Source organism: Sphingomonas sanxanigenens DSM 19645 = NX02 (assembly GCF_000512205.2).
Classification (GTDB): Bacteria; Pseudomonadota; Alphaproteobacteria; order Sphingomonadales; family Sphingomonadaceae; genus Sphingomonas_D; species Sphingomonas_D sanxanigenens.
On record NZ_CP006644.1, the window covers coordinates 3483609 to 3496548 of the forward strand.

Below are 12940 nucleotides of genomic sequence, written 5' to 3' on the forward strand. Positions count from 1 at the left end.
CTTGATCTCATGGTAGGCAGCGCCCGCGGCCGCAGCTATTTCAACAACCCCGTAGGCAAAATCGGTAGGATTTTTCCGCGCGGGGAATTTTCGGGACCGGTTCGTCCCACTCAAGAAAACATCAGGCGCCGCGGTCGATCGAACCGCGGCGCCTGACTGATCCATTCGGATAAGCGAGAGATGGTGATCGCTCGGGCGATCGACTTCCGGATTACTTATACTCGATCAATCGGCTGCGGCGTTTGCGCCAATAGTCGATCTGCCCCTGCAGGTGCGGCAGCTTGCCGAGCGTGATGAAGCTGGCGAATACCGGGCCGCCCTTCATGCACACGCGCAGCCACAGCAGCGGCCACAGCGGCCAGGCGATCGGCAGCGACCAGAATGTGTTGCTGACGACGCGATGCCACAGCCGCGGATTTTCACGCCCGCGGCGCACCACCGCCTCCGCCATTGCATAGCCGCTGCGGCGGTTGCGCTGCCACCATTGGCGAAAGCGTGTCATCGCCGCGTCATGCACCGTCATCTCGCGCTCGATCCGGCGAATGCGCCAGCCGGCACGGCGGATGCGGTGGCACAGATCGGGTTCCTCGCCCGCGATCAGATCGGGCGAGAAGCCGCCGACCTCGCGGAACGGCCCGGTGCGGAACAGCGCGTCGCCGCCGCAGGTATCCGCGATGCCCACCGGCGTGTTCCATTCGCGATCGCACAACCAGTTATAGGGGCTGACGCCGGGGTGGCGTTCGCGCCGCCGGCCACAGACCGAGGCCAGGTCGGGCTCCGCCCCGATCGCCTCGAGCGCGGCTTCGAGCCAGCCATCGACCAGTTCGCAATCGCCATCGACGAAATGGATGAAGGGCAGATCGGGCACGCGCTCCATCATCCACGCCGCGCCGGCGTTGCGCGCGCGCGCCGCGGTGAACGGGATCGACGTATCGAGTTCGATCACCGGAATGCCGTGGCTGCGCGCCAGCGCGACGCTGCCATCCTTCGACCCCGAGTCGACATAGACCACGAGTTGCGCCTTCGGCAGGATGCTGGCGAGCGACAGGCGCAGCCTTTCCCCCTCGTTCCGGCCGATGATGACGAAGCCGACATCGGGCACGGCAGCACCGCTGCCTTCGAATTTCCGCATGGACATATCGTTCATGGCTTTCGTTCCGTCCGGATCCATTGCTTCTGGCGGCGGGTGGCGAACTGGGCGATGATCGGCAGCTTCCACAGCAGATAGGCCGGCAGTTGCGCCAGGCTGCGCGCCGGCAGCAGAGCCCGTCCATGTGCGTGCCACGCGCCGATCAGGCCGATGGCGAGCATGAGTTCGAGACCGATCAGCAAGAGAACAGGCGTGGAGAAGCCGGCGAGCAGCAGCGCGGCGAATGTCGCGAGGCCGGCGATGCCGATCAGCAGCACCGTGGGCGGCACCATCAGGTCGAGCGCCACCATCAGCAGCCCTGCACGCAGCAGGCGCGGCACATAGACCGCCATCGAATGCAGCATGCCATGTTCCCAGCGGCGGCGCTGCCCCTCGGTGCCACGCTGCGAGCTGGCGGCGCTGGTGAAACGCGCCGTCTCTTCGAACAGCACCTTTTCGCCTTCGAGCAGCAGGTCCAGCCCCATGTCCAGATCCTCGACGAGCGAGTCGGGCCGCCATTCGATGCGGCGGAACAGTTCGCGCGGAAAGGCCATGCCGCTGCCCTGCAGCAGCGCGGCTCCCGCCAACGCGGCCAGCGCACGCTGGCGCACCAGATTCTTGATGAGGAACGCGAAGCAGGAGACGCGGACGATCGCGGTCGCGTCATCCGGCGGCAGCATCAGATAGGCGCCCTGCACCACCGCGTGGCAACGCCCCGCAGTCTCGGCGAGGCGCTGGAGCGCAAGCGGCTCCGGCTCGCAATCGGCGTCGACGATGACCACCACCGTATCGGCACCCGCCGACAGGTGCGCCCGGCCGAATTCCAGCGCGCAGCCCTTGCCGCGCCGCTCGGGATCGGTTCGCTCGATGACCGTCGCCCCCAGACCGCGTGCGATGGCGGCGGTCTCGTCGGTGCAATTGTCCGCGATCACGATCAGCCGGTCTTGGGGGCGAAGTTGCGCGAGCACCGCCCGCACCGGCCCGGCGATGCCCGCAGCCTCATCGTGCGCGGGCATCAGCACGGTAAAGGCGGGCGCGCCGACGGCGGGCGCGATGGCCCGCGCCCGTGCCCAGGCGCCGGTGACGCACTCGATCGCGAGCACCGCCACGGGCAGCGCAACGATCAGGCAGAGCAGCCAGACGAACAGCAGCATCATCGTTCAGCGCCTTCGATCTGCCTTCAGGCGCTGCGGCGGCGCTGCAGCACGGGCGGGATCCAGTCCGCCTTCAGATGCTGCATCATGATCCGCCAGTCGCGCTTGTCGGTGGTGCCGGGACGGCGGCGGAAATCGGTGGTGCGCTCGATCCCCTTTTCCACCTTGCGGGCGGTGTAGTAATAGGTCGCGATCGAGCGCCGCGACCGTTCGGGCGGGCAGTTCAGCGGATCGGGGTGGCCGTGGAAGGTATCGCTGTCGGTGTTGAACACCACGGCGCGGCCCAGCAGCGGCAGGACCCGCTGCTCCGCCGCCTTCATCTTGCGATCCCACAGCTCCAGCGCACCGCCATAGCCGGCATCCCAATCATCATTGAGATAGATCAGCAGGTTGAGCCGCCGGTCGACGTTCATGTCATTGTGGTGCGGAAAGTCGGCATGGATGCCGAGATGGCCGCCGCGCCGCGTTTCGTGCAAGCCGGCACCGGCATGATAGGGATCGGCGATCAGCCCCTCGATCCCCGTCATCGCGGAGAGGAAGGCGAGAAAGGCGCGCGAGTTGAGTTCCGCGAACAGCACCCGCGTCGCGGGGCCGTGGCACTCGTCGGGGCGGAACTGAAACTTGTAGCGTTCCTGATCGCGCAGGAAGCAATCCTGCCCGCTGCTGTCGGGAAATTCCGCGACGACCTGCCGCAGCAGATCCTCGTCGAGGAAATCGTCCATCACCATGTGCGGGAAGGGCGCGTTGGCACGATAGGCCGTCGCAAGCCCTTCGCCGGCCGCATGGCACTGGTCGAAGTCGAAGCACCGGTAACCACCGAGATCGGTTAAACTGAGCAGTGGCATTCCCACCCCTTTTCAGGATCGACGCACGAGATGAAGCGCGCGGCGAACGGCGCGTTTCAGATGCCCTAAATTAAGCGCTTCCAACCGGTTCGGAACAAGCCGTCAAAACACCTACGGATTTCTCATAATCGACAGCGTTCGGGGTGGATGAATAGAAGCAGGTACCGTCGGACTGGAGGTTTTTGCCGGTGCATATCGGGCTTTGCTCCCCTCATTGGCCGCCATCTGGCGCGGCGAACGGTATCGTCAGCTATGTGGCGGCGGTGCGGAATCACTTCATCGCCAGCGGCCATGACGCGTCGGTGATCGCCGACGGCCAGCTGTTCCTGGGCGATGGCCGCGCGGTGCCGCTGGTTCAGGCAGAGAATGGCGGCAGCCTGTTCGCCAGGCTGGGTCGCAAGGCGATGCACCGGATCGATTCACTCAACGACGGCGCGATGCCCGAAGTCGGCCGAATCATCGCGCGGCAGGTGAACGCCGCACGCGCCATCGCGCCGATCGACATCGTCGAGATGGAGGAAAGCTTCGGCTGGTCGGATACCGTGCGCCGGCGCACCGCGGTGCCGATCGTCACCCGGCTTCACGGCCCGCATTTCCTGAAACCCCCGCGTCCGCGCACGCCCGACGAGCAACGCGCCGACCGGCAGCGCATCGGTGCCGAGGGTCGCGCCGTGCGCGGTGCGCGCACGCTCACCGCGCCGACCCGCGCGGTGATGGACGCGACCTGCAATCAATATGCGCGCGCAGCGACCGCCGCGAGCAACGTCATCCCCAATCCGATCGCGCTGGCGCCGCCCGCGATCCGCTGGAGCGCCGAGCGCTGCGAGCCCGGACATATCCTCGCCGTCGGCCGCTTCGATTACTGGAAGGGGGCGGACACGATGCTGCGCGCGTTCGACACGCTGCTGCGCAGCCGCCCCGACGCCCGCCTGACATTGGTCGGCCCGGACATGGGGCTGGAGGTCGCGGCGGGCAAGCTGGTCAACTATGACGCGTTCGTCGCCGAACATCTCTCGCCCCAGGCGCAAGCCCGCACGCGCTATCTGGGCAAGCAGACGCCCGACCAGATCACCGCGCTGCGCCATACCGCGCAGGTCACCGTCTGCGCCTCGCGCTGGGAGAATTTCCCCTATGCGCTGCTGGAAGGCTTCGCCGCAGGCTGCCCGATGGTCTGCACCGACTGGCCGGGGGGCCGGGAGATCATCGTCGATGGCGAGAGCGGCCTGCTGACCCCCGTCGGCGATGCCGATGCGCTGGCGGCGCGGCTGGACATGCTGCTGGGCAATCCGGCGCTCATGACGAAAATCGCAGAAGGCGGCTTCATCCGGTGCCGCGATCATTTCTCGGTAGAGGCGGTCGGGGCGCAGCTCCTCGACTGCTACAGCGCCGCACTGGAAGGCAAATCATGAGTCACGGACAGGTCCAGAAGCTGGCACCGCCCGCGTTCGACGCGCGCGCATTGATCCGCAAGCTGCTGGAGATCGCACAGCGCGATACCAACGTCGTCGTCATCTTCGTGGTGATCAACAATCTGCTGCGCGCGGTCAGCAGCGTGATCCTCACCCGGCTGCTGGTGCCCGAGGTGTTCGGCATCGCCGGGGTCATCGGGTCGATCTCGTTCACCGTCGCGATGGCGTCGGATCTCGGGTTCCAGGCCTTCGTGGTCCGCCATGCCGAGGGCGACAATCGCCGCTTCCTCGATACGGTGTGGACGATCTCGCTGATCCGCTCCGCCTTCCTGACCGTGCTGCTGATGGCGCTCGCCGAGCCGATCGCGCTGCTGTTCGACAAGCCCGAACTGGCGCCGATCATCTTCGTCTCGTCGCTGACCTTCATCATCGAGGGGGTCGCCTCGCTGACCTTGCTGACGGCGCTGCGCAACCGCCAGATCCTGCGGCTGTCGCTGCTGGAGGCCGCGGTGGTGGTCATCCAGATCATCTTTGCCGCCACGCTCGCCTATTTCTGGCGGAACTACTGGGCGATCCTCGTCGCGATGCTGGTGAGCAGCAGCTTCAAGACGTTGCTCAGCTACGTGATGTTCTCCAACTCGGCGCGCCGCTTTGCCTGGGAACCGGTCTTCGCGAAGGATTTGTGGAAGTTCGCGCGGTTCGTCACCGGATCGAGCCTGATCTCGCTGGTGCTCGCGCAATCGGACAAGCTGTTGCTGGCGCGGCTGATGCCGCTCGACGATTTCGGCCTCTATATCCTTGCGGGCAACCTCGCATCCGCCCCCCTCGCCTTCACCGGCGCCTATGCCAGCCGCGTCCTCTACCCGACCTATTCGCAGCTCTTCCGCGAAGGCGTCGCCGATCTGCGCGCGCAATTCTACGCCAAGCGCTGGATGCCCTCGCTGCTGTTCACCTTCGCCGCGGGCGGCCTGATCGGATCGGCGCCGCTGGTGATCACCATCCTCTACGACCCGCGCTATGCGGACGCCGCCATCTACCTGCAGATCCTCGCGATCGCGCCGATGCTGGCGCTCGCCAGCAACGCCGCCAACGAGGCGCTCACCGCCACCGGCCGCATCCGCGCCACCTTCGAGGCGAGCGTCGCCAAGCTGATCTGGCTGGTGATCGCGGCACCCACCGGCTTCTATTTGGGCGGCGCCATCGGCCTTGTGCTGGGGGTCGCGATGATGGAGGTCGCCGCGCTGGCGCTCAAATGGTGGCAGATGCACCGCGCCAGCCTGCTCGACATGCGGCAGGAGATGATCTTCCTGGCGGCGGGCGGCGCGGGCATCCTGGTAGGAACGATCGGCGACCTGATCATCCGGCGGTTGTTCATCTGATACCGGCCGGAAATGCACTAATGGGATGGACCCGATCGGATCAGTGATGGTCCGGTCGGGTTTATTCTTTGAGGACTTGCGCTGCTGCTGAACACCCTGCTGTCAGCCATTCCGGTCTCTAGAGAGCAACAGAGGTGGCAACGATTTTAACAGCCATTCGCCGTTTGATCGAACGGTTCGATCGCTACCGAAATTGCGGTCGCGGCGATCTCTCCATCCATCCCGTAGGTCCCGGCGAGATGCAGAGCGTGCTCGTCGCCGGTCCTTTCAATCCACAACGCCGCGAGCACGTTCTGATGATTCCAGTCTTCCAATCTTAAAGATTGGATACCGTCGATCGTGAATGTCACCAAAGCATGGCGGTCCAAGATAAAATAACCGGCCTCGTCGACCTCGCTTGTCGTTCGCCACGCATGGATCCGGATTGTGGATGAGTACGGGGCGCGCCTGAGATCGAGAAACAAGACCTCAGCGTCGTGAAAGTTGGGAGAGCAGCCGAACCATTCAACCAAGCTGGCCCAACCCGGAATCGACACGAATTCGCTCATTCAACGCCGATAACTCAGATGGAGCCGTCGTCAAACGGCCGTATGAGAGAAGCGTTGGCCAGCCCCACTCGTCTCCCAAAGCGAGGGCTCGGCGGGGCGAAGGTGACAAAGGTTACAGTGAATTCGGCCTGTTCGCCGCTCCGATAGCGCCCGCCCCTACGACGCCAGCGCCTTGAATCCGACCAGCGGCACCACTTCCGGCGCGGGCTGCAGCGCCGGCACCTCTTCCGCCACCGCCCAGTGGCGTACCCCCAGCAGCGCGGCGGAGAAGCCGAAGATGCCGAACAGGTAGAAGGCGGGGCGGCCGCCGAAGGAGGTGAAGATCAGCATCTCCGCCACCATCAGCAGGCAGCCGAAGGCGAAGGCGGTCGGCGCGATCAGGCGAGGTACCTGGGCGGGGCGCGAGGTGGCGAGCGCAGTGAGGAAGACGGCGAAACCGCCGGCGAACATCACGATGCCGAGGCTGCCGCCGATCAGCATGATCCAGATATAGGTGTTGACGAAGTCGATGATGCCTTCGCCCTGGCGCAGGTCTTCAAGCCGCTCGAGGATCTGCGGCGTCGAATAGCCATAGATCGGGCTGCGCCAGAATTCTTCCATACCGCGCTCGAACAGCATCCGGCGATATTCGGACGTATCGCTGGAATTGCCCGACATCCCCAGGGATTCGGAGAGGTGGGGGGAGAATTGAGCGGCTGTGAACAGCGCCATCGCGCCGGCGCCGATCACCATCAGCTTGCCCATCAGCGGTGCGAAGCGGCCGCGGATCGCGTCGCTGGCGAGGATGGCGATGCACAGCCCGATCCAGGCGCCGCGCGATTGCGGGGCGTAAAGGCCGAAGATCGCGATCGACAGCACCGCCCCATGATACATCCAGGATCGGAAATGATCGCGGCACACCCACAGCGCGAGCGTGAACATCGCCAGCACCATCGCCGCCGAGGTCGGCTCCATGAACGGCCCGCCGGCGCGCAGCATGCCGGCGCGTGCCTTGACGATCAGCATCATCGGCACGCCATATTTGGCATAGAGATCGTTATACATCGGCCAGGTCCGCAGCGCCTCATAGCCGAGGATCGCGGCGAACACGACCGCGCCGCACGCCAGCCACAAGGTCGTGCGCTCGACATCGTCGACGTTGCGAATGCCGCGGCTGACGACATAATAGGGCAGGCCGAGGTCGATCATCACGTTGAGCGAGGCGCGCAGGAAGTTGGAGATGCTGGTGTCGCGCGAAAGCGCCGCGGCGATCATCAGCACGATGCCGATCGCCACAGCATCCCATTGCGCGCCCGGCCGCCCCTTCTGCGGATTGAACAGGATCGCGGCGCCGGCGCCGAAGCCCAGCGCATCGAGCATGCCGAATTCGAACAGCTTGAGCGATCCCACCGCCACGCTCATGTCGAGCGGCGGGAGCAGCAGCATCGAGAAGAGATAGACCGGCACCATCCGCTCGAAGGCGCCGCGAGCGATCAGCGGCACCCACAGCAGCATGACGATCTGCAGCATGAACAGCTTGGGCAGCGAGAAAACGACCAGCGGCATCGCCACGGCGACGCCCAACGCGACATTGCCGACGACGTCGCGATGCTCCGCCTTAAGGCAATGGCGGAACAGCCACGCCGAACCGCCGCTGACGATGGCGATGTGCAGCGCGGGCTTCAGATAGCCGAGGCCGCCGAACGGCACCCCCAGCACCACCGAGACGAGCGCGACGGCAATCAGTCCGACAGGCATCAGCGTCGTCGCAACAGGAACTGCTGCACGGCGCGCAGCTTGGGCGCCTCTTCCACGGGCTGGCCGGCATATTCGCGCAGGCCCCAGGAGCCGTAATCGGCGATCGGCGCGGTCGACGCATAGAGCATCAGGGTGCTGTGAATGCGCTTATCCCATTGTTCGAGGTAGCGCTGGTAGACATCGGCCATGCGCGGATCGCGCTGAATCGCCTGCGCCAGCGCCATATCGTTGGTCACGAGATGCTGGCCGCCCTCATAGGCGATGAAGCGCTTGCCGAAGCGTGCGGCGAGCGTGCGGTTCTGTTCGGCGAACCCCATCGTCTCGTCGATCGCCTTGGGCATGTGCGCGAACACGCGGTCGACCGAGCCGGCGTCGATCCCGTCGAGCTCCATCCAGATGTAGGGCGCGGTCGCCAGCGCATCGATCCATTGCGCCGTATCCTCATAGCCGAGGATCAGTTCGCCCAGATAGGGATTGACGTGCTGGTAGGATGCGACACGGACGAGCTTGCCCGGCCGATCCGCGAACACCTCCGTCCAGATCTTCATCGCGGTGCGCACCTTCTGCGCATAGCGCAAGGTCTGCGCGGTGGTGCCGTCGCCATCGCCCAGCTTCAGCGCCCGCCCCTCGCGCTCGGCCTGTTCGGAGACGTCGAAGATCGCGTTCCACACCTCGTTGCCGAGTTCGACATGGACCGTCCGGTCGGGATCGAGCCGGTCATGCACCAGCTTCGCGAAGTTGCGGATATAGGCTTCGTCCGCCTTGTAGGGCATCAGCAGCCAGGGGTCGGCGTCGGTCTGGTTGACGAGGTCGACCATATCCTCGATCGACACGCCACCGGCCACCGCCTGCGACCCGTGCGTCGGCAAGGTGCGGTCGGACCAGCGGACCGCGGCATTGTCGTTGATCCGCTGCCAGTCGAGGAATCGGATCAACCCGAACTGCTTCACATAGGCGACGAATTCGGGGTGGAAGCGCTCTGCCGCCGGGCGGCTCGTCTCGCGGCAGTCGATCGCGCGCAACGGATCGCCGGGATTTGTGCGCATCAGTTCCACCCACGCGCCTTCATCCGGATTGCCGGTAACGGTGAGGTCGAAGGTCAGTGAATTGGAACCACGATCGCGCACGCGCGCCGCGCCGCCGGCGTCGAGCTCACCGCTGCCCTGCCAGGTGCAGCGCACCAGCGTGGTGCCGAACGGTGCCGGCGGCAAGGTCAACGGGCGCGGCGCGGTCTGGCCGGGCTTCAGCGAGCGCACCCAGCCTTCGCGATCGATCTGGTCGGCGGGCAGCGCCGTCCAGCCATCGCCCTCGTTGGAGAACCATTCGCTTTGCGCGATCAGGTTGGTGAACACCTGCTGGCGGTTGTGCACCGGCAGGCCGAACAGGTTGATGCCGATCGCGGTGGTCGTCACGGGCGCCGGTACCGAAGCGGCCGCGGGCGCGGCGGCGGTCGCGCCGCCGGTCAGCCGCTCGATGCGACCCGGAAAGGCATAGGCGGCAACCGCGGTCGCCACCCCCACCAGCCCGAGGGCGCCGACGATCCGAGCATAGAGCTTCCGCCGCCGACTACGCTTGAACGATCCGGGATAGGGCAACGCAACGCCTCCACACCATGCCATGCCCCGACCGATCTAGCCGTGGGAGGCGCCGAACGGCATTGGCAGATTTAAGACCGGCCGATTGCCCGCCGCCGATCAGCGTGCCGAATTTGCCACTGGCGCGAACGGATTCCGCCGCGAACGGCTGCGCAGGTCGCGCGCCCAGACGATCGAGAAGCGCGCCCATTTGACCCGTGCCGTCCACGTCCCTTGGCTCTCCCGCCAGCCATAATCGCGCACATAGCCGAGATAGGCGGGTACATAATCGCGGGCGAGCGCCGCGCCGCAATCGGCGGGTGCCGGCGGCCCGGTGCGCCAGCGCTGCATGAAAAGCGTGGCGAAACCCTGGAGCGCCTGCGCGGTGCGTGGATCGACCGCAGCGGGCGCCCACGCCTTCTCCGGCAGGGCACCGTGGATCGCCGCATGCGCGATCAACGCGACGAACCAGGTGCCGGTCTCGGTCAGATGAACGTCGTCGGTGAACAGCAGCGCGATCGTGTCGCGCGGCGCCGTGCCCGAGAGCCCGTCGATCCCGCGCGGAGAGACCGCCTCGGCGACCAGTTCGGCCAGCGCCTCCGCCGCCGGGATCAGCGCGACGCGATGGCGGTTGTTTTCCGCCGCCAGCCGCCGGTTGAGCTGCGCGGCGGTGCAGTGCCACGCCAGCGCGGCGGACCGCTCATAGTCGATCCAGCGCCCCGGCGTGTCGGCGCCCGAATGGCCGAGCCAGCTCGTATAGAGGAAGGTGCGGCTGCCCGGATTGGCGGCCTCGAAGCGGCGGATGTAGTCGAGCGCATTGCCGATCGTATCGTCCCACATCAGGCTTTCGAGCAGGGAATCCCGCTCGGTGATGATCAGCGTGTCGTATCGCCCCGCCGGATGCGGCGACGCGATCTCGTGCAGCACGTCCGCCCGCGCACCGGCGCGGTCGAGCCCCTCCCGATAGCCGGCATCGCCGCCCCGCCCGCGCGTGCGCATCTCGATGGTCGATCCGTAGAGGTGCTGCATGTTCCAGTCGAACGGCCGGCCACCGGCTGCGGCGATCGCGGCAAGATGATCGGGCAAGGGTCGCGCTGTGAGGCTGTGGCCCGAGACGAACAGCCGTCGCGGCGGCGTCGCCGCCGGTTGCCGCTCGGGCACGGGCGCATGCGCGTCGGGGCCCGGCACGGGTGCCTGCTCGATCCGCGCGCTTCCCGCGAGACCGCCCATCACCACCAGTGCCGCAATCCCCGCTGCCCGCATCCTATTGCTGCGTCCGGCCGCGTCGCCAGCTCCGTTCGATCTGGAAGATTTCGGGGCCTTCGATCAGGTAGCGCCGCCACATCCGGCGCGGGTTCGATCCCAGCCGATAGAGCCATTCCAGCGACATGCGCTGCAGGATCGGCGGCGCGCGATCCTGCACGCCGGTCAGGAAATCGAGGCTGGCGCCGACGCAGAAACCGATGCCGGTGATGCCGCCGGCACGCTTGGCGCGATAGGCCAGGATCTCCTGCTGCGGCGATCCCACGGCGAGGAAGATGTAGCGCGCCCGAGCGTTCATCAAGAAGCGCACCGCGTCCGCCACGGCGATCGGGTTGTGGATGAAACCCATCGGCGGATCATGATGCACGACATCGGTCAGCCCATATTGTTCGGCGAGCTGCGCGATCACCGCGGGGCGCCCGCCGACGATCGCGACCCGATCGTTCGGCTGGATGACATGCTCGAACAGTTCGGCTGTCAAGTCGCTGCCGGGAACCACCGGCAGCGCGAAGCCCACCCGCTTCGCCAGCCGCGCGAGGATGCGGCTGTCGCACAGCGTCATCCACGCCGCGCGATAGGCCGGCCACAGATCCGACCGGCTGCGCTGCAGCCGCACGACATGATCGACATTGGGGGTGACGATATAGGCGAAGGGCGCCGTCGCCGGGCGGTCACGGACCTTCTCGATCACCGAATCCGTGCCCTGCATCGTGAAGGACACGTCGATGAACTGGACGGTCGACTGCGCCAGCGCGCCGCCGACGCCTGGGGGTGCGGCCATGCCGGCCGCTGCACGTTCAGCGCCAAGGGACATCCGGGGAAGCCTCTCTCTAGCCCGCCTCGGTGAAACCGTCGGCAAAGCGACGCACCAGGCGATGTCGGTTCTGGGTCGGTTGTGCTCAAAAACTGGTCCGCGTCGCCGCCGGGCCGGCTGCCGGTTTCGCGCGACCGGTCCGACCCGTCGATCGGAGGAACCGAGAACATGGTCCGACGCGGGCCCCCATTATGGAAGATCGCGCACCAATTTCTGCTTGGCGAACACGGCTCCCTTTTTTGCCTAGGAAAAATGAGCGGCGGCCATGCGGACGAATGCAGCGACGGACCGACTGGCATTTCTCCCAACCGCCAAGGGAGGACGGCAATCGACGAATTCCGGCACCCCCGCCGGACGATTAGCCTGCGGGCAGTTGATTTTCGGGAGCAATGCTCGTGTCCACCACCTGGTTACTGTCCAATCGCCGCAGCCTCGCACGGGGCCTGAGGGCGGTCGCGCTGATTGGTGCGATGGCTGCAACAGCCCCCGCCACCGCCGAACCGGCGCCCGGTCCCACACCGCGGGTGACCGCCACGGTGCCGCCGGTCAGCCAGTATCGCGTCAACCCGGGTGACGACCTCGACGTTTTCGTGTGGGGCGAGGAACGCATGCAGCGCTCGGTGCGCGTCCAGCCCGACGGCACCTTTTCCTTTCCGCTGGCGGGCACGATCAAGGCGATGGGCCGCAACGTGACCGATATCGCCGCCGACATCCGGGAACGCATCGCGGTCAACTACCGCTCGACCGCGCCCGATGTCACCGTTTCGGTGCGCGATGCCACGGGACTGCGCTTCTTCGTGGTCGGCAAGGTCCGTACGCCGGGCAGCTTTTCCAGCGGTTCGGCCGTCAACATCCTGCAGGCGCTCAGCATGGCCGGCGGTGCGGCCGAATTCGCCGACATCAGCAATGCCGTCATCCTGCGCCAGACGCCTTCCGGCCAGATCGTCGAGCCGGTGCAACTCAACACCGTCCTGAAGGGCGGCCGGGCGCTCAAGGCCGGCAGTCTTTCGCGGCCCCTGCCGATGCTCATGAGCGGTGACGTCCTTGTCATCCCGTGAGCACCCGTCATCCCGTGACCGGATGCCGGG

At 66.3% G+C, this 12940-nt stretch carries 11 protein-coding genes; 3 read left to right on the forward strand and 8 right to left on the reverse strand.

Features of this window, described 5'->3' with window-relative positions; all coding sequences use genetic code 11:
* Positions 1-211 precede the first annotated feature (211 nt).
* From NX02_RS15945 to NX02_RS15955, 3 genes are read right to left on the reverse strand one after another with little or no spacing between them, the layout of a single operon-like run.
* Complete coding sequence (locus NX02_RS15945) at positions 212-1132, reverse strand: glycosyltransferase family 2 protein (protein ID WP_047100077.1); 921 nt, start codon at positions 1130-1132, stop codon at positions 212-214.
* A gap of 11 nt (positions 1133-1143) precedes the next feature.
* Positions 1144-2286, reverse strand: a complete 1143-nt coding sequence (locus tag NX02_RS15950) for a glycosyltransferase family 2 protein (RefSeq protein WP_039996629.1) — start codon at positions 2284-2286, stop codon at positions 1144-1146.
* A 23-nt stretch (positions 2287-2309) separates the two neighbouring features.
* Positions 2310-3128, reverse strand: coding sequence for a 2OG-Fe(II) oxygenase (locus NX02_RS15955; RefSeq protein WP_025293201.1), 819 nt, complete (start codon positions 3126-3128; stop codon positions 2310-2312).
* A 188-nt stretch (positions 3129-3316) separates the two neighbouring features.
* On the opposite strand from NX02_RS15955, the gene NX02_RS15960 reads away from it, so the two are divergent.
* Positions 3317-4537: a glycosyltransferase family 4 protein gene (locus tag NX02_RS15960; protein ID WP_281178217.1), complete on the forward strand. Its 1221-nt coding sequence runs from the start codon at positions 3317-3319 to the stop codon at positions 4535-4537.
* A complete protein-coding gene (locus tag NX02_RS15965; protein ID WP_025293203.1) occupies positions 4534-5916 on the forward strand; it encodes an oligosaccharide flippase family protein in 1383 nt (460 codons plus the stop codon). Before NX02_RS15960 ends, NX02_RS15965 begins: the two co-directional genes overlap by 4 nt.
* Before the next feature lie 146 nt (positions 5917-6062).
* Here the strand turns inward: NX02_RS15965 and NX02_RS15970 are convergent, their stop codons facing one another.
* The 5 genes from NX02_RS15970 to NX02_RS15990 all read right to left on the reverse strand — a co-directional run bounded on the left by NX02_RS15970 (position 6063) and on the right by NX02_RS15990 (position 11819).
* On the reverse strand, positions 6063-6464 hold the full coding sequence (locus NX02_RS15970) for an Imm50 family immunity protein (protein WP_025293204.1): 402 nt from the start codon (positions 6462-6464) through the stop codon (positions 6063-6065).
* A 156-nt stretch (positions 6465-6620) separates the two neighbouring features.
* A complete protein-coding gene (locus NX02_RS15975) occupies positions 6621-8201 on the reverse strand; it encodes an O-antigen ligase family protein (protein ID WP_025293205.1) in 1581 nt (526 codons plus the stop codon).
* A complete protein-coding gene (locus tag NX02_RS15980; RefSeq protein ID WP_025293206.1) occupies positions 8201-9796 on the reverse strand; it encodes a hypothetical protein in 1596 nt (531 codons plus the stop codon). The genes NX02_RS15975 and NX02_RS15980 overlap by 1 nt, the downstream gene beginning before the upstream one ends.
* Positions 9797-9895: 99 nt before the next feature.
* Positions 9896-11038, reverse strand: a complete 1143-nt coding sequence (locus tag NX02_RS15985; protein ID WP_158014040.1) for a hypothetical protein — start codon at positions 11036-11038, stop codon at positions 9896-9898.
* A 1-nt stretch (position 11039) separates the two neighbouring features.
* Entirely contained in the window at positions 11040-11819 is a 780-nt protein-coding gene (locus tag NX02_RS15990; RefSeq protein ID WP_025293208.1) for a WecB/TagA/CpsF family glycosyltransferase, read from the reverse strand.
* A 503-nt stretch (positions 11820-12322) separates the two neighbouring features.
* Here NX02_RS15990 and NX02_RS15995 point away from each other — a divergent pair.
* Positions 12323-12910: a polysaccharide biosynthesis/export family protein gene (locus NX02_RS15995; protein ID WP_039997657.1), complete on the forward strand. Its 588-nt coding sequence runs from the start codon at positions 12323-12325 to the stop codon at positions 12908-12910.
* Positions 12911-12940 lie beyond the last annotated feature (30 nt).